Source organism: Methylobacterium sp. 391_Methyba4 (assembly GCF_029691625.1).
Classification (GTDB): Bacteria; Pseudomonadota; Alphaproteobacteria; order Rhizobiales; family Beijerinckiaceae; genus Methylobacterium; species Methylobacterium fujisawaense.
Genome location: NZ_CP121475.1, coordinates 2,435,631 through 2,451,335 on the forward strand (window position 1 = coordinate 2,435,631; position 15,705 = coordinate 2,451,335).

The 15,705-nt window shown below is 72.8% G+C and carries 15 protein-coding genes; 5 read left to right on the top strand and 10 right to left on the bottom strand.

Annotated features, from left to right (window positions below):
- Positions 1-60 precede the first annotated feature (60 nt).
- A complete protein-coding gene (locus tag P9K36_RS11270; protein WP_043757069.1) occupies positions 61-1,224 on the bottom strand; it encodes an MFS transporter in 1,164 nt (387 codons plus the stop codon).
- Between the two features lie 274 nt (positions 1,225-1,498).
- On the opposite strand from P9K36_RS11270, the gene P9K36_RS11275 reads away from it, so the two are divergent.
- Positions 1,499-2,419 (top strand): LysR family transcriptional regulator, encoded by a 921-nt coding sequence (locus P9K36_RS11275; protein ID WP_043761120.1) that lies wholly within the window; start codon positions 1,499-1,501, stop codon positions 2,417-2,419.
- 78 nt (positions 2,420-2,497) lie between these two features.
- On the opposite strand, the gene P9K36_RS11280 is transcribed toward P9K36_RS11275, so the two are convergent.
- From P9K36_RS11280 to P9K36_RS11295, 4 genes are all read right to left on the bottom strand, one after another.
- On the bottom strand, positions 2,498-3,229 hold the full coding sequence (locus P9K36_RS11280) for a DUF1796 family putative cysteine peptidase (protein ID WP_043757072.1): 732 nt from the start codon (positions 3,227-3,229) through the stop codon (positions 2,498-2,500).
- On the bottom strand, positions 3,226-4,188 hold the full coding sequence (locus tag P9K36_RS11285) for an acetyl-CoA carboxylase carboxyltransferase subunit alpha (RefSeq protein ID WP_043757075.1): 963 nt from the start codon (positions 4,186-4,188) through the stop codon (positions 3,226-3,228). Before P9K36_RS11285 ends, P9K36_RS11280 begins: the two co-directional genes overlap by 4 nt.
- Before the next feature lie 157 nt (positions 4,189-4,345).
- Complete coding sequence (locus P9K36_RS11290) at positions 4,346-5,719, bottom strand: PleD family two-component system response regulator (protein WP_043383055.1); 1,374 nt, start codon at positions 5,717-5,719, stop codon at positions 4,346-4,348.
- 172 nt (positions 5,720-5,891) lie between these two features.
- Complete coding sequence (locus P9K36_RS11295; protein WP_043353956.1) at positions 5,892-6,260, bottom strand: response regulator; 369 nt, start codon at positions 6,258-6,260, stop codon at positions 5,892-5,894.
- Between the two features lie 80 nt (positions 6,261-6,340).
- Between P9K36_RS11295 and P9K36_RS11300 the strand changes: the two genes are divergently transcribed.
- Positions 6,341-6,637, top strand: a complete 297-nt coding sequence (locus P9K36_RS11300) for a DUF3572 domain-containing protein (RefSeq protein WP_043353976.1) — start codon at positions 6,341-6,343, stop codon at positions 6,635-6,637.
- Positions 6,638-6,933: 296 nt separating this feature from the next.
- On the opposite strand, the gene P9K36_RS11305 is transcribed toward P9K36_RS11300, so the two are convergent.
- Together P9K36_RS11305 and P9K36_RS11310 are read right to left on the bottom strand one after the other, a co-directional pair.
- Positions 6,934-7,845, bottom strand: coding sequence for a cell envelope integrity EipB family protein (locus P9K36_RS11305; RefSeq protein WP_043353960.1), 912 nt, complete (start codon positions 7,843-7,845; stop codon positions 6,934-6,936).
- A 108-nt stretch (positions 7,846-7,953) separates the two neighbouring features.
- On the bottom strand, positions 7,954-9,819 hold the full coding sequence (locus tag P9K36_RS11310) for an ABC transporter ATP-binding protein (protein ID WP_043383052.1): 1,866 nt from the start codon (positions 9,817-9,819) through the stop codon (positions 7,954-7,956).
- 380 nt (positions 9,820-10,199) lie between these two features.
- Between P9K36_RS11310 and P9K36_RS31030 the strand changes: the two genes are divergently transcribed.
- Positions 10,200-10,496: a helix-hairpin-helix domain-containing protein gene (locus tag P9K36_RS31030; RefSeq protein WP_244538785.1), complete on the top strand. Its 297-nt coding sequence runs from the start codon at positions 10,200-10,202 to the stop codon at positions 10,494-10,496.
- Positions 10,497-10,724: 228 nt separating this feature from the next.
- Here the strand turns inward: P9K36_RS31030 and trpB are convergent, their stop codons facing one another.
- Positions 10,725-11,966: a tryptophan synthase subunit beta gene (gene trpB / locus P9K36_RS11320; protein ID WP_043353967.1), complete on the bottom strand. Its 1,242-nt coding sequence runs from the start codon at positions 11,964-11,966 to the stop codon at positions 10,725-10,727.
- Between the two features lie 142 nt (positions 11,967-12,108).
- Here trpB and msrA point away from each other — a divergent pair, with 142 nt between their 5' ends.
- Positions 12,109-12,825 (top strand): peptide-methionine (S)-S-oxide reductase MsrA, encoded by a 717-nt coding sequence (gene msrA, locus P9K36_RS11325; RefSeq protein ID WP_043757081.1) that lies wholly within the window; start codon positions 12,109-12,111, stop codon positions 12,823-12,825.
- Between the two features lie 22 nt (positions 12,826-12,847).
- Here msrA and P9K36_RS11330 read toward each other — a convergent pair whose 3' ends face one another.
- Both P9K36_RS11330 and P9K36_RS11335 read right to left on the bottom strand, forming a co-directional pair.
- Positions 12,848-13,792, bottom strand: coding sequence for a prephenate/arogenate dehydrogenase family protein (locus P9K36_RS11330; RefSeq protein WP_043353972.1), 945 nt, complete (start codon positions 13,790-13,792; stop codon positions 12,848-12,850).
- On the bottom strand, positions 13,785-14,912 hold the full coding sequence (locus P9K36_RS11335) for a histidinol-phosphate transaminase (RefSeq protein ID WP_043383046.1): 1,128 nt from the start codon (positions 14,910-14,912) through the stop codon (positions 13,785-13,787). The genes P9K36_RS11330 and P9K36_RS11335 overlap by 8 nt, the downstream gene beginning before the upstream one ends.
- A gap of 480 nt (positions 14,913-15,392) precedes the next feature.
- Between P9K36_RS11335 and P9K36_RS11340 the strand changes: the two genes are divergently transcribed.
- A complete protein-coding gene (locus P9K36_RS11340; RefSeq protein ID WP_043355896.1) occupies positions 15,393-15,689 on the top strand; it encodes a hypothetical protein in 297 nt (98 codons plus the stop codon).
- Positions 15,690-15,705 lie beyond the last annotated feature (16 nt).

The window sequence follows — 15,705 nt, forward strand, 5'->3', positions numbered from 1 at the left end:
GCAAGGACGCGGGTGCAACACTGGATTGTTATCCGGTGTGGAGAGCCTGCGGCGCAGGCCCTATCCACAGGCGGCCGGGACCGCGGCGGGGCGACCCAGCCAGAGCACGAGGACGAGGCCGGCCAGCGCCAGGGCGGCGCCGGCCAGGGACACCGCCGGGTAGCCGAGCCCGGCATCGATCGTGGCGCCGCCGACGGCAGCCCCGACCGCGTTGCCGAGGTTGAAGGCGCCGATATTCATGGCCGAGGCGAGGCTGGGCGCGTCCGCCGCCTGCGCCATCACCCGCATCTGGAGCGGGGCCACGCTGGCGAAGCTCGCGACACCCCAGAGGACGATCAGCAACGCCGCGGCGGCCGCCCCGTGCATGCCCCAGGCGAACAGCACGAGGACGACGAGCTGCGCCGCCAGCGCGCCGATGATCGTGCCGTCCACCGAGCGGTCCGCGAGCCGGCCGCCGAGCCAGTTGCCCACGGTCAGGCCGAGCCCGAACAGGACCAGCATCGCGGTGACGAACGGCGCCGTCGCGCCGGTCTCGGTCCGCAGGATCGGCGCGATGTAGGTGAACACCGTGAACATCGCGCTGAACCCCACCATGGTCAGCGCCAGGGCCGCCAGGACGGGGCCGCGGCCGAGGACGCGCAGCTCGGACCACAGGTCGGCGCCCGGTTCGGCCTTCAGCTCCGGCAGGGCGAGCCGCAGCGCCAGCATGGCGACGGCGCCGATCGCGGCGATCCCCCAGAAGGCCGCGCGCCAGCCGAGCATCGCCCCGGTCCAGGCGGCGAGCGGCACGCCGCCGATCGTCGCGATGGCGAGGCCCGAGAACATGGCCGCCACCGCGGCGGCGCGGCGCTCCGGCGGCACGAGGCCGGCGGCCACCACCGCGCCGACGCCGAAGAAGGCCCCGTGGTTCAGCGCAGTGACGAGCCGGCCGGCGACCAGCATGGCGTAGCTGTCGGCGAGGGCCGCCATCAGGTTGCCGAGGGTGAAGATCGCCATCAGCCCGACCAGCAGGCGCCGCCGGGGCAGGCGCGCGGTGGCGAGGGTCACGAGCGGCGCGCCGATCACTACGCCCAGCGCGTAGGCGCTGACGACGAGGCCCGCCGCCGGGATCGATACGTTCAGGTCGGCGGCGATCAGGGGCAGCATGCCCATGGGGGTGAACTCGGTCACGCCGATGCCGAAGGCGCCGACCGCGAGGGCCAGCAGGGGTGGGTTGAGCGCCATGGGGTCCGCATCTCCGTTCGTTCCGGGGAGGCAGGTGGCGGATTCGTCTCCAGGGCAGTAGTACCCGCTCGGGACCAGGATCTGTGCGCCGACGGCACGAATGTGGGCTTGCCGACGGCTCGGCGACGGGGGCATCCTGCGCGGCTCTCCCGAACACGCCCTCATCGTGAGGTGCCCGCGCCGGCGGGCGTCGGAGGGGCGCTCCGGCACCCCAGGATGAGGGCCTCGGGTCGGAGCGCCCGGGATCGGCTTCGGGCATCGCGGGACGGGCATGATGCTGCGCGACAAGGTCGACCGGGCGGGCGAGATGGCGGTGTTCGTGGCGGTGGCGGAGGCCGGCAGCCTGTCGGGGGCGGCGCGCCGGCTCGGGCTGACGCCCTCCGCGGTCAGCCGGATCGTCGCCCGGACCGAGGCGCGGCTCGGCGCGCAGCTCCTCGTGCGGACGACCCGGACCCTCCGGCTCACCGCCGAGGGCGAGACCTACGGGCGCGCCGCGCGCCGCATCCTGGCGGATCTCGACGAGACCGAAGCCGCGCTCGCCGACCGGGGCTGCCCGCGCGGGCGGGTCCGGGTCAGCGCCGCCACCGCCCATGGCCGGCTCGTGATCGTGCCGCTGCTCGCCGCCTTCGTCGAGCGCCATCCCGGCATCACGGTGGAGATCGACCTCAGCGACGAACTCGCCGACGTGCTCGGCGGCCGGGCCGACGTGGCGATCCGGTTCGGCCCGCTCGCCGACAGCCCGCTCACCGCCCGGCGGCTCGGGGAGACCGGCCGGACGGTGGTGGCCTCGCCGGCCTACCTCGCCCGGGCCGGCACGCCGCGGCGGCCCGCCGACCTCGCCGGCCACAACTGCCTGGATTTCAGCTTCCGCCGCTCCGAGCCCGGATGGCCGTTCCGCATCGACGGGCACGACAGCGTCCTGCCGGTGGGCGGCAACGTCGCCGCCAACAACGGCGAGACCCTGGTCCAGCTCGCCCTGCAGGGCACCGGCATCACCCGGGTCGGCAACTTCCACATCGCCGAGGATCTCGCCGCCGGCCGGCTGGTGCCGCTGCTGGAGCCGTTCAACCCGCAGGACCGCGAGGCGATCCACGCGGTGTTCGTGGGCGGCCCCGCCATGCCGGCCCGGGTGCGCGTGCTGGTGGATTTCCTGGCGGAGCGGATGCGCGGGGTCGCCTTCGGCGCTCACCCGTGAGGCAATTGCCTCGCGCCCGTCCGCGTCGGCGCGATCGTCGCCCTGTCGCGCGCCACGCAGTTCGGGCTTGGCGCCCGCTCAGCCGAACAGCGCCGGCCGCCGCGCCGCCTCGGCCCGGATGATCTCCACCAAGGCCGCGTCGTCGGCCGGGTCGGCCAGCCGCAGGCCGACGGGCTCCGAGGGCGTGTGCACGGTGAGCCAGCGCAGGGATGTCCGCAGGTCGACCGCCTCGGCGACCGCCATGCGCGGATGCCCGGTCTCCAGCTGCAGGAAGGTCAGGTGGTTGCGGCTGGCGCGCTGCCCGAGCAGGTCGTCGATCGCCTCGACCACGTCCCGGGGCGTGTGGAGATGGGTCATCATCCAGAGGCGGTTGTCGGTGCCCGGCGTGTCGAGGGCCCGGCGCAGCCGCCGCACGCCCTCGGCGAGGAAGGCGTAATCCGCCTCGCTCGTCGCCGGGTCGTGGTGGTTGAACACGCATTCGAGGCCGTGCCGCTCCCGGTAGAGGCGGTGGCGCCCCCGCCAGATGCCGGGGCCGCGCCGCTCGAATTCCGGGATGCTCTCCAGCTGGCTCCGGTCGACGAGCGCGGAGAAATCGTCGGCGAGGCAGTCCCGGGCCATGCCGGGCATGGAGAAGATCCAGTCGAGGGGCCCCGACCATTGGCGCAGGTCGAGCGTCTTGAGGACGTGCGCCATCTGGCAGTTGCAGCCGAGGGAGATATGGTTGTGCCGGTCCGGCTCCCGCGCGTCGCGCCGCCCCAGCAGCCGGCCGAGCGCGCCGAACAGCCCCCCCGACGCCCCGGGCTCGCTCACAGGGTCCGGCCGATCGCCAGGAACTTCTCCGCGCGCCGGTCGCGGATCTCGACGGCCGTCAGGCCGTCGAACTGGGCGAGGGCGTCGGCGACGGCGTCGCCCGCGGCCCGGATCGCCGCCTCGCGGTCGCGATGCGCCCCGCCGGTGGCCTCCGGGATGATCCCGTCGATGACGCCGAGGCGCAGCAGGTCCTGGGCGGTGATCTTCATGGCGGTGGCGGCGTCGGCGGCGCGGCCCTGGTCGCGCCACAGGATCGAGGCGGCGCCCTCCGGCGAGATCACCCCGTAGATCGCGTGCTCCAGCATGAGGACCCGGTTGGCGGTGGCGAGCGCGATGGCGCCGCCCGAGCCGCCCTCCCCGATCACCACGGCGACGTTGGGCACGCCCAGCGCGAGGCAGGCCTCGGTGGAGCGGGCGATGGCCTCGGCCTGGCCGCGCTCCTCCGCCTCGATGCCCGGATAGGCGCCGGCGGTGTCGACGAAGGCGAGGACCGGCAGGCCGAACCGGTCGGCGGTCTCCATGAGCCGGACCGCCTTGCGGTAGCCCTCGGGGCGGGCCATCCCGAAATTGTGGCGCAGCCGCGCCTCGGTGGTGGCGCCCTTCTCCTGGCCGAGCACCAGGACCGGCCGTCCGCGGAACCGCCCGAACCCGCCCAGGATCGCCTCGTCCTCGCCGAAGTTCCGGTCGCCGGCCAGCGGGGTGAACTCGGTGATCAGCCCGTCGCAATAGTCCACGAAGTGCGGCCGCTGCGGGTGGCGCGCCACCTGGGTCTTCTGCCAGGGGGTGAGGTTCGCGTAGATCTCCGCCAGCGCCTGGCCGGCCTTGGCCTCGAGCCGGCCGACCTCCTCGGCGATGGAGACCGCGCCGTCGCGCGCGCTCACGGCGCGCAGTTCCTCGAGCTTGGCCTCCAGCTCGGCCACCGGCTTCTCGAAGTCGAGGTAGGTGCGCGTCACCGCCATCGTATCACAGATCTTCCCGGGGTCCGCCGCGCGGGGGCGGCGGGCGCGAGGTGTTGGCGATGGCGGGAGTGGTGTCAACCGGCCTGTTGCCGGACCGGGCCGCCGGCCGGCGGTCCGGGCCCTCGGCCGGCGGCCCGGACAGGCCGCGGCCGGAGTGTCAGGCTGCCTGCGACTCGACCCGGTTCCGTCCGGCCGCCTTGGCCCGGTAGAGGGCGAGGTCGGCGCGCCGGAGCATGTCGGCGGCGCAGAGATCCTCGCCGCGGCGCACGGCGACTCCGATCGAGACGGTCACGGGCACCGTCCGGGTAGCCCCCAGCACCGAGAACGGCACCGCCTCGACCCGCTCGCGGATGCGCTCGGCGATGCCCTGGGCCTCGCCGAGCCCCGCCTCCGGCAGGATCACCACCACCTCCTCGCCGCCGTAGCGCGCCACGATGTCGATGGGCCGGGTGTGCTGGCGGACCCGCTCGGCGAAGCCGCGCAGCACCTCGTCGCCGGCCTCGTGGCCGAAGCTGTCGTTGATGCCCTTGAAGTGGTCGATGTCGAGGATGAGCACGGAGAGCTGGGCCCGGCGGGCGGCCTCGTCGCCGAACAGCGTGCCGAGATGGTTGTCGAGATAGCGCCGGTTGTGCAGGCCGGTGAGCGCGTCGATCACGGCCATCTGGAGCGAGGCCTGCATCGCCCCCCGGAGCGCCTCGGTGAAGCGCTTGCGCTTCACCTGGGTGCGGACCCGGGCCATCAGCTCGTTGCGGTCGACCGGGCGCATCAGGAAGTCGTGCACGCCGAAATCGAGGCCGCGGACGACCCGGGCGCGGTCGTGCTCCTCCGCCAGCATGATCAGCGGCATCGTCCGGGTCCGATCCAGCGACCGGAGCTGGCTGCACAGGCGCAGGCCGTCGAAGCCCGCCAGATCGAGGCTGACCAGGGCGAGATCGAAGGGCGCCTCGGCGGCGAGGTGCAGGGCCGCCTGCGGATCGGGCTCGACCGTGACGACGTGGTGCTGGCGCAGGGCCCCGGCGAGGCGCTCGGCCGATCCGGGGCGGTCCTCGATGAGCAGGATCCGGGCATCGAGGCCGGTCTCGGCGGTGGCCAGCGCCAGGGGATCGCCGATCCCGAATTCGCGCGAGGCGAGCGCGCGCTGGCGCAGCTCGTCGGTCACCGCCTTGAGGCGCACGAGGCTGCGCACCCGGCTGAACAGGGCGGTGTCGTCCACGGGCTTGGTCAGGAAGTCGTCGGCCCCGGCGTCGAGGCCGCGCAGGCGGTCCGCGGGCTGGTCGAGGGCCGTGACCATCACCACCGGGATATGGGCCGTGAGCGGGTTGTTCTTGAGGTGCCGGCAGACCTCGAACCCGTCCATGCCGGGCATCATCACGTCGAGCAGGACGAGGTCGCAGAGGCCCTTCTCGCAGATCGCGATCGCGTCCCGGCCATTCATGGCCGCGAGCGTGTCGAAATATTCCAGGCCGAGCTTCGTCTCCAGAAGCCTGACGTTCGGGAACAGATCATCGACGATCAGGACACGGGCCGACATGCTTCCTCGTAGGGGCGCGGTGGAGCGGCCCGGACCGGGCACCGTGTGCCGTGGCGCGCGCCGCCGGTCAGCCGCAGGGGCCTGGGCGGATACGACAGGACGGACGGTTGAACCGGTCACCCGACCCGGACGGATCGGGTGACCGGTTCAACGGCGCGCCTCGCCGGCGTGGTCACGGCTCAAGATAGGCCCGAACCGTTGCCAAAAACTTCGCAACCGAGATCGGCTTCGACAGGTAGGCCTCGCAGCCGCCCTCGCGGATCCGCTCCTCGTCGCCCTTCATGGCGAAGGCCGTGATGGCGATGACCGGAATGCCCTTGAGGTCGTCATCCTCCTTGAGCCATTTCGTCACCTCGAGCCCGGAGACCTCGGGGAGCTGGATGTCCATGAGGATCAGGTCGGGATGATGGGCGCGGGCCAGTTCGATCGCCTCGATGCCGTGGGCGGTCTTCAGGGTCGCGTAGCCGTTCGCCTCCAGCAGGTCGTTGAACAGCTTCATGTTCAACTCGTTGTCCTCGACGATCAGCACCGTCTTCTTCATGATCCGATGTCCCGGTGCGCGCCGATCATGATTAGTGGGCGGTGAAGCCCCTCCGTCACCTTTGTAGCGTTCACATGTTGATGAATGGCAAACCTCTTCAAGGGGATGAGTCCGCCGAACGGCTCGCCCTGGACGTTCTGTTGTGGATCGCGGGGGACGAGGACCGGCTCCTGCCCTTCCTGGCGGCGAGCGGATTGAGCCCCGACACGCTGCGCGAAAGCGCCCGGGAGCCGGCTTTCCTGGTGGGCGTCCTCGACCACGTGATGGGCGACGAGAACGTCCTCGTCGCCTGCGCGAACGGTCTCGGCGTCAAGCCGGAGCGGATCGCCGCGGCGTGGCAGCGGCTGTCGCCGCGGCCGGATGACGAATGGGCGTGAGGCCTCCGGCGCGACGCGGACCGCTGCGCGCGTCCCGCCCGCGGATCCCGGGCTTGCCGGCGATCCGCGCCCGGCCTGCCCCTGGCCCAGCCCCATGAGCTCCATGAGCCCCATGAGGGACGGGGCCCGGGTGCTGGTCTCTCACGCGGTGGATGGCAGGCGGACGACGTGGGGATCGGCGAGCCCGCGCACAGGGGGGCCGCGACCCAACGCGCGACCCGCCCCCCGATCGGATCGGCGGGCCCGGGAGCCCGGGAGCATGGTCGGAACGGTGCGCGGCCTCTGCCCAACGGCGCTCAGGGCGTGCAGCCCTTCCCCGCGTCCTTGTCGCTCCGCCCCGCCTTGGCGTCGATGTCGAGGGCGGTCATGTCGCCCAGGATGGCGAAATCGCCGTAATCGAGCTTGAGCGCGCCGCTGACGCCGTTCTCGTACAGGTCGAAGCCGAGGGTGTAGATCGGCGTGCGCTCCCCGGCGCCCTCGGTGTAGTAGCTCAGGCGGACCGGCCAGTGCGGCATGCCGGCGAGCGAACCGTCGCGCAGCGGCTTGTCCCGGTCGGAGCCCGCGGCCGAAGCCGGGCCGGTCTCCGTGTGGCCGATCACCGCGAAGGTGTCGTAGATCTTCTTGCCGTCGTCCGAGCCGTCGTAGACCTTGACCGAGAGGGTCGACTGGCCGGCCCGCGCCGCCGCGATCAGGCGGCGCATGTGCTCGCTCGGGAACAGGACCGGCCCCTCCACGGTGAACGGCTTCGGGCCGCCCTTCAGTTTCACCGTGAGGGCGTCGCCCTGCTCGGAGGCGGTCCCGTCCACCGGGGCGGCGGCCTTGTTGTTGGTCAGCGTCGTCGTCTTGAACCGGAACTCGCGCCCCTGCCCGCCCTCGAAGGTGGTGCTGCGCATGTCCGACAGGCGCGTGCCGGTCTCGCCGGAGGACAGTTCCGTCACCTGGCGGGTCAGCATCGTGTAGCCCCGGCAGGCATCCCCCCGGAAGTCGATGACGATGCGCCCGCGGGCGCTCTCCACCGAGCGGGTGCCTCCGCCCTCGGCCAGCGACAGGTCGTAGACCGCCCGATGGTTGGCCAGGACGATCTCGGGCGACGGGGTCGCCGCCTCGGGCTTGGCCGCCGGTTCGGGCCCGGCGGGCGGGGCCGCCTGGGCGTTCCCGGCGCAGACGAGAAGGCCGGCCGTCAGCAGTCGGAAGAGGCGCAGGCGCATGGACAACCTCGATTCGGTCCGCCGCAGATAGCAGGCTCAGGGAATCGGGCAATGCTTGGGCCGGGCCGCGGGGGCGTCCCGAGGGCCTCGCCCCCGCTTCCGGCTCCCCTACCGGTAGCCCTCAGCCTGCAGGGTGAACAGCTCGGCGTAGCGGCCGCGCCGCTCCATCAGGGCGGCGTGGCCGCCCTCCTCCAGGACCCGGCCGCCCTCCAGGACGAGGATGCGGTCGGCCATGCGCACGGTGGAGAAGCGGTGCGAGATCAGCACCGCCGTCCGCCCGGCCGACAATTCCCGGAACCGCGCGAAGACGTCGTGCTCGGCCCTCGCGTCGAGGGCCGCGGTCGGCTCGTCCAGGATCAGGATCTCGGCCTCGCGCATGTAGGCCCGGGACAGCGCGACCTTCTGCCACTCGCCCCCGGAGAGGTCGAGGCCGCCGGCGAAGCGCTTGCCCAGGGGCTGGGCGTAGCCCTCGGGCAGGCGCTCGATCACCGGCGCCGCCAGCCCCCGGGCCGCCGCGGCCGCGATGCGCTCCGCATCCCCGGCGGCCTCGATCCGGCCGACCGCGACGTTCTCGCCCGCCGTGAGGTCGAAGCGGACGAAGTCCTGGAAGATCGCCCCGATCCGCGCCCGCAGCTCGTCGAGGTCGTACGCGGTGAGCGGCACCCCGTCGAGGAGCACCCGGCCCTCGTGCGGGTCGTAGAGCCGGGTCATCAGCTTGACGATCGTGGTCTTGCCGGCGCCGTTGCCGCCGACCAGCGCCACCGTCTCCCCGGCGCGGATCGCGAAGGAGAGGTGGCGCAGCGCCCAGGCCTGCGTGCCCGGATAGCGGTAGCCGACATCCTCGAAGACCAGCCCCTCCCGGATCGGGCGCGGCACCGGCACGGCCTGCGCGGGCGAGCGGATCTGCGGGCGGATCGCGAAGAAGGAGTAGAAGTCGTCGAGGTACTGCGCCTGGCCGGTGATCTGGGTCAGCCCGAGGAGCAGTCCCTCCAGGCCGCCGCGCAGGCGCTGGAAGGCGCCGGCCAGGAAGGCGAGATCGCCCACCGAGAAGGTGCCCGCCACCGTCCGCCAGACGATCACCGCGTAGGCGGCGTAGTAGGCGAGCGTCCCGAGGCTCGCGAAGGCGAAGCCCCAGCCGGCCCGGGCGACGGCGAGGCTGCGGTTCTCGGCGAGCAGTCGGCGCGCCGCCGTCCCGTAGAGGCCGGTCAGGTAGTCCGAGAGGCCGAAGAGCTTGATCTCCTTGGCGGTCTCGACGCTGGCGCCGAGGTAGCGCAGGTAGTCGATCCGGCGGCGCTCCGGGCTGCGGATCCAGGCGAGGCGGTAGCCGGCCTTGGTGAAATGCCACTCGTTGAGGACCGCCGGGACCAGGGCGGCGGCGATCAGCACCACGAGCCAGGGCGTGAAGGCCGCGACGCCGATCGCCAGGGTCGCGAGGGTCAGGAGCCCCTGCAACTGGCCGAACACCGTCCCGATGAGCCCGGTGCGGCCGCTGACCTGCCGGCGCGCCCGCTCCAGCCGGTCCTGCTGGGCGCTGTCCTCGAACTGCGCGAGATCGAGGGCGGCGGCGTGCGCCATCAGCCGCAGGGAGGCGGCGTTGGCGTAGAGGTCGCCGATCAGGGTCTCGGTGAGGTTCGCGAGACGGCCGGTGAGGTCCGAGACCAGGGCGAGGCCGAATTCGGCCGCCACCAGCCCGGCGAGCCGGGCCCGGCCGGGATCGGCCAGCCAGTCCGCCAGCCCCGCCCCTGGCGCCGGCCGGGCATGCTCGGCCACGATCCCGTCGAGGATCAGCTTGGCGAGATACAGCATCAGGACCGGCAGGCAGGCCGCCACGAGGCGCAGCGACAGGCTCGCCGCGAGCAGGCGCGGGCTGGCGGCGGCGATCTCCCGGAACAGGGTCGGCAGGTAGCGCAGGGCGCCCAGGCGCTCCCCGAGCCGCTCGCCTAGGCGTGCGCCGAGCCTCGTCCGCGCGCTCATCCCCTGGGGATTGCTCACCGGATTTCGGACGTGGATTGGACGACGCGCAAAGACAGCATTAACTGTAGATGCATATAGTTTTAATCCTCGTCGAGTGGTGCGTGCTCAGCGGTCCTGCAATCCTCAGAATTTCGGTCCTCCTCATCATTGCCGGCATACTCGCGGCGGTGGTGCAGGTCCTGTTGCCGGGCCCGGCGCCCGGACCGGTATCCCCGCCTGCGCCCTCGGCACCGGCGGTTCCCGAACCCTCGACGGCCCCGCCGCCCGCGCCGGCTCCCGCCCCGTCCGCGGCGGTCGAGCCCGCGCCTTCGCAGCCCGCGCCTGCGCAGCCCGGCAAGGCCCCGGCGCCCGCCGCGCCGTTACAGATGCCGTCCGACGCGATGGCGGTTCCCGCCGACCCTCCGGCCCCGCAGGCGGCGCCTCAACCGCAGGGCGAGGACGCGGCCGGTCAGGCCGAGGTCGAGCGGGCGGAGGACAGCGCCGGGCCCCGGGCCCTGGCCGTGGTCGATCTCAACACGGCCTCCGTGGCGGATCTCAACCGCCTGCGCGGCGGCGGCGCCATCGGCCGGGCGATCGTCGCCAAGCGGCCCTACACCGCGGTGGAGCAGCTGCTGTCGAAGCGGGTGCTCAGCCGGTCGGTCTACGAGAAGATCAAGGATCAGGTGACGGTGCGGTGAGGCGGCCGCGGCCGGCCCGGTGTCACGTGGTGTCGTCCGGGCTCGCCCCTGTCCCGGGCGCGTGCGACGCCAGCGGATGGCGGCCCGGGATCCCGCGCCGGACGTCGCGAAGCGTCCGCCCGAAACGCGCAGGCCCGTTCCGCCGCGCTTCGTCTGCCGGATCCCGGATCGCGGTCCACGGCGTTCCGGGCGTCCGGGAAGAGGGGTGCGTCCCGGAGACGCCGGCCCTCAGAGCGTCGTCCCGAAGATCTCCGCCACCTGCGGGATGTCCTTGTCGCCGCGACCGCAGAGATTGATCACCATCAGGTGTTCGGCCGGGCGCTGCGGCGCCAGTTCCAGAACCTTGGACAGGGCGTGGGCCGGCTCAAGGGCCGGGATGATGCCCTCCAGCATCGAGCAGAGCTTGAACGCCTCGAGGGCTTCGGTGTCCGTCGCCGAGATGTAGGTGACGCGACCCGTCTCGTGCAGCCACGCGTGCTCGGGCCCGATGCCGGGATAGTCCAGCCCGGCCGAGATCGAGTGCGCGTCGGCGATCTGTCCGTCCGCATCCATCAGCAGGTAGGTGCGGTTGCCGTGCAGCACGCCCGGCTTGCCGCCGGTGAGCGAGGCCGCGTGCAGGCCGGAATGAACCCCGTGGCCGGCCGCCTCGACCCCGAAGATCTCGACCTCGCGGTCGTCCAGGAACGGGTGGAACAGGCCCATGGCGTTGGAGCCGCCGCCGATGCAGGCGACCAGCGAATCCGGGAGGCGGCCCTCCTGGGCGATCATCTGCTCCCGGGTCTCACGCCCGATCACCGACTGGAAGTCGCGCACCATGGCCGGATAGGGGTGCGGCCCGGCGACGGTCCCGATGCAGTAGAACGTGTCGGCGACGTTGGTGACCCAGTCGCGCAGGGCCTCGTTCATGGCATCCTTGAGGGTCCGGGTGCCGGATTCCACCGGGATCACCTCGGCACCGAGCATCTTCATGCGGAAGACGTTGGGCGCCTGCCGGGCGACGTCGACCGCGCCCATGTAGACGACGCACTTGAGGCCGAAGCGCGCGCAGAGCGTCGCGGTGGCGACGCCGTGCTGGCCCGCGCCGGTCTCGGCGATGATCCGCGGCTTGCCCATGCGCCGGGCCAGCAGGATCTGGCCCAGCACGTTGTTCACCTTGTGGGAGCCGGTATGGTTCAGCTCCTCACGCTTGAAATAGACCTTGGCCCCCTGCCCGGCCGGAGCCTTGGCGCGCAGGTGCTCGGTCAGCCGCTCGGCATAGTAGAGCGGGCTCGGCCGGCCGATATAGTGGGTGCCGTAGCTCGCCATGTCGGCCGCGAAGGCCGGATCGACCTTGGCGGCCTCGTAGGCGGCTTCCAGCTCCAGGATCAGCGGCATCAGCGTCTCGGCGACGAAACGGCCGCCGAAGATGCCGAAGCGGCCGCGCTCGTCGGGACCGGTGCGGAAGGAGTTGGGCTCGGGGGCGATGGTCACGGGACGGGTCCTGCGGTCGCTGGGGTCGATCTGTTGCGGGTGCGTAGACCCATGCGGGCGCGGCTGCAATGCGGCGTCCCGCCCGCGTAACCGGTTCGGGCCACGGGGCGAACACCCTGTTGGTTTCCGGCAGGAGGATAGAATGGCACATCGCGATCGAATCCGCACGCTCCTCGGGGCCGCCCTCGGGCTCGGACTCGCAGGGGCCGTCCTGCTCCCCCGGCTTCCGGCCTTCGCCGAGGAAGCGCCCCGGCGCCTGCCGGAGGCCGCGACCCGCTCCGCCGAGCCGCCGGGGCCGCGCGTCGCGGTGTTCGCCGGCGGCTGCTTCTGGGGCGTGCAGGGGGTGTTCCAGCACCTGCGCGGCGTGAGCAATGCGGTGTCGGGCTATGCCGGCGGCACCCGTGCGGAGGCCGATTACCGGACGGTGAGCGGCGGCGGGACCGGCCATGCGGAGGCGGTCTCGGTCACCTACGACCCGGCCGCGATCCGCTACGACGAGCTCCTGCGGATCTTCTTCTCGGTGGCCCTCGACCCGACCCAGGTGGATCGCCAGGGGCCCGATACCGGGCACCAGTACCGCTCGGCCCTGTTCCCGCAGGATGCCGAGCAGGCGCGGGTGGCGAAGGCCTACATCGCCCAGCTCGACGCGGCCAAGGCCTATGCGCGGCCGGTCGCCACCCGGATCGAGCCGGCGGCCGCGTTCTACCCGGCCGAGGGTTACCACCAGGACTTCATGGCCCTGCATCCCGGCCACCCGTACATCGCCGCCTACGATGCGCCGAAGCTGGAGGCGCTGCGCAGCCTGTTCCCGGAGCGGACGGCGGCGCAGCCGGTTCTGGTCAACCGCCCGCCGGCCTGAGCGGGCGGCCCGGCGCGGTCCGCTATTCCTCCGGTGGCCGCGGCCGGCCGAAATCCGGGGCTGCGGTCTCCTGGCCCTGCGCCACGATGCTGCGCCGGATCGCCCGGGTGCGGGTGAACATCGCGTGGAGCGCGTCGCCGTCACCCCAGCGCACCGCCTTGGCGAGCGCCGACAGGTCCTCGTTGAACCGTCCGAGCATCTCCAGCACCGCCTCGCGGTTGTTGAGGAAGATGTCCCGCCACATGGTCGGGTCGGAGGCGGCGATGCGGGTGAAGTCGCGGAATCCGCTGGCCGAGAACTTGATCACCTCGGACTGCGTCGCCGATTCGAGGTCCGCGGCGGTGCCGACGATGTTGTAGGCGATCAGGTGCGGCAGGTGGCTGGTGATCGCCAGCACGTGGTCGTGGTGCTCGGCGCTCATCGTCTCGACATTGGCGCCCATCCCCGCCCACAGGGCGCGGACGGTCTCGACCGCCGCCGGATCGGTGCCCTCGGGCGGGGTCAGGATGCACCAGCGGCCCTGGAACAGGGTCGCGAAGCCCGCATCCGGCCCCGAGAACTCGGTTCCGGCGATCGGGTGGCCGGGGACCAGGGCGACGCCCTCGGGCAGGTGCGGCCGGATCGCCGCCACCACGGCGCCCTTCACCGAGCCGACATCCGACACGATCGCGCCGGCTTTCAGATGCGGCATCATCTCGGCCGCCGCGGCGCCGATGGCGCCCACCGGCACGCACAGGATCACGAGGTCGGTGTCGGCCGCGCCCTCCGCCGGGTCGCCCGTGACCGCGTCGGCGATGCCGAGTTCGCGCACCCGGTCGCGCACGGCCTCGTCCCGGTCGACGGCCACGATGGTGCGGGCGAGCCCGTAGCGGCGCGCCGCCCGGGCGATCGAGGATCCGATCAGCCCGAGGCCGACGATGGCGAGACGGTCGACGGCGGGCCTCTCGGCCTTGAGCGCCTCAGGCATGGGTGCTCCCCTGGGCGCCACGCACGAAGTCGCCGAGCGCCGCCAGGAAGGCCGTGTTCGCCTCGGCGCCGGCCACCGTCACCCGCAGGGCGTTGGGCAGGCCGTAGGCGGTGACCCGGCGGGTGATGAGGCCGCGCTCGGTCAGGAACGCGTCGGCATCCGCCGCCGAGCGGCCGGGCGCGTCGGGGAAGTGGATCAGCAGGAAGTTCGCGACGCTCGGCGTGACCGTGAGGCCGAGCGCCCGGGCGCCCTCGGTGAGCTTCGGCAGCCACTCGGCGTTGTGGGCGGCGGCGGCGGCCATGTGCGCCTCGTCGGCGATGGCGGCCGAGCCCGCGGCGATCGCCGGCCCCGAGACGTTGAACGGCCCCCGGATCCGGTTGACCGCGTCCGCCACGTGCGACGGCGCGACCATCCAGCCGATCCGCACGGCGGCCAGCCCGTGGATCTTCGAGAAGGTGCGGGTCATCACCACGTTCTCGGCTTCGAGCGCGAGTTCGAGCCCGGCCGAGTAGTCGTTCGCCCGGACGTATTCGGCATAGGCGCCGTCGATCACCAGCAGCACGTGCGGCGGCAGGCCGGCGTGGAGGCGGCGGATCTCGTCGAAGGGCAGGTAGGTGCCGGTCGGGTTGTTGGGGTTCGTGACGTAGACGATCCGCGTCCGGTCCGTGACCCGGGCCAGGATCGCGTCGACGTCCACGGTGAGGTCGCGCTCGGGCGCCACCACCGGCTCGCCCCCCGAGGCCAGGATGGCGATCCGGTACACGAGGAAGCCGTGCTCCGAGTAGATGCCCTCGGTGCCCGGCCCGGCATACGCGTAGGCCAGCAGCGAGAGCAGCTCGTCCGATCCCGCCCCGCAGACGATCCGCTCAGGATCGAGCCCGTAGCGCCTGGCGATGGCGGTGCGCAGCGCCGTGGCGCGCCCGTCCGGGTAGGTCTCGAGCTTGGCGGTCGCCGCGTGGAGGGCGGCGAGCGCCGCGGGGCTCGCGCCGAGGGGCGTCTCGTTGGAGGAGAGCTTGTAGACCGTGCCGCCGCCGGGCCGCCCGCTCTTGCCGGGCACGTAGGTGTCGATCGCCAGGACGCCGGGGCGCGGTTCCGGACGGGCGGGGCGGAGGGCGGACATTGCGGTGCGACTCGGGATGCGCGGGGTTCGGTCGGTTCCGCGTCCGTCTACAGCATTTCCTTTGCCGGTGAACCCGGGCCCGCTTCAGGGGCGCCGGTCCCGGTGAGCGCGTCCGGATATCCTGAGGCGCAATCACGCAGCCCGGGGCGCCACGCCGGTCGCGCGCCGCCTCGATCCGATCCCGGCGGGACTCGTGGTCCGGGTTCGAGGCTGCACGCCGCGGCGAGGGAAGGCGCGTGGCGTGGCCATTGGTCATGGGATGCGCCGGTCCCGCCGCGTCCGGCAGACCGAGTTCCGCAGGCCGGGGCCACCCGATCCGAGCCCTGTCTCGACCCGGGCGCTCCCGACCGCGCCGACGATTCGAGACGGACCCGATCCGGGATGGATCGGACGGCGCTGCGGCGTCTTGTACGCCCGCACGAAGTCATGGCTCAATGCCGGCGCTCCGCCGGCAGGCGCCCCATGCGAAGGACCCCATTCATGCCCCTCGAACGATACCTGGACGGCGGCGCCCACATCCTCCCCGCCGACGACACGCTGATCCGCTTCGGCATGACCAACGGCCAGCGGGTGATCGCGGTCGAGGTCCCGATCCCCGTGCTGCGTCAGCAATTCGGTGGCGGGGCCGACCTCGCGCCCCTGGAGCTGTTCGCCCGCAACCAGGCGGTGATCGAGGCCGCGGCGAGCCAGGCCTACGACCGGACCGAGACCCCGAACGATCTCCTGGATCTGGGGCCCGAGGATTTCGACACCCGGCCCGCCTCGGCCAAGCTCTGAACGGCAAGCTCTGACG

Excerpts from the sequence above, each read along its gene's own strand:
- P9K36_RS11295 (WP_043353956.1), bottom strand. The coding sequence starts at position 6,260 with ATGAAGAAGACGGTGCTGATCGTCGAGGACAACGAGTTGAACATGAAG.
- P9K36_RS11330 (WP_043353972.1), bottom strand. The coding sequence starts at position 13,792 with ATGCCTGAGGCGCTCAAGGCCGAGAGGCCCGCCGTCGACCGTCTCGCC.
- P9K36_RS11270 (WP_043757069.1), bottom strand. The coding sequence starts at position 1,224 with ATGGCGCTCAACCCACCCCTGCTGGCCCTCGCGGTCGGCGCCTTCGGC.
- P9K36_RS11340 (WP_043355896.1), top strand. The coding sequence starts at position 15,393 with ATGCCCCTCGAACGATACCTGGACGGCGGCGCCCACATCCTCCCCGCC.
- P9K36_RS11305 (WP_043353960.1), bottom strand. The coding sequence starts at position 7,845 with ATGCGCCTGCGCCTCTTCCGACTGCTGACGGCCGGCCTTCTCGTCTGC.
- P9K36_RS11310 (WP_043383052.1), bottom strand. The coding sequence starts at position 9,819 with ATGAGCGCGCGGACGAGGCTCGGCGCACGCCTAGGCGAGCGGCTCGGG.
- P9K36_RS11275 (WP_043761120.1), top strand. The coding sequence starts at position 1,499 with ATGCTGCGCGACAAGGTCGACCGGGCGGGCGAGATGGCGGTGTTCGTG.
- P9K36_RS11335 (WP_043383046.1), bottom strand. The coding sequence starts at position 14,912 with ATGTCCGCCCTCCGCCCCGCCCGTCCGGAACCGCGCCCCGGCGTCCTG.
- msrA (WP_043757081.1), top strand. The coding sequence starts at position 12,109 with ATGGCACATCGCGATCGAATCCGCACGCTCCTCGGGGCCGCCCTCGGG.
- P9K36_RS31030 (WP_244538785.1), top strand. The coding sequence starts at position 10,200 with ATGGCGGTTCCCGCCGACCCTCCGGCCCCGCAGGCGGCGCCTCAACCG.
- P9K36_RS11285 (WP_043757075.1), bottom strand. The coding sequence starts at position 4,188 with ATGGCGGTGACGCGCACCTACCTCGACTTCGAGAAGCCGGTGGCCGAG.
- P9K36_RS11290 (WP_043383055.1), bottom strand. The coding sequence starts at position 5,719 with ATGTCGGCCCGTGTCCTGATCGTCGATGATCTGTTCCCGAACGTCAGG.
- P9K36_RS11300 (WP_043353976.1), top strand. The coding sequence starts at position 6,341 with ATGAATGGCAAACCTCTTCAAGGGGATGAGTCCGCCGAACGGCTCGCC.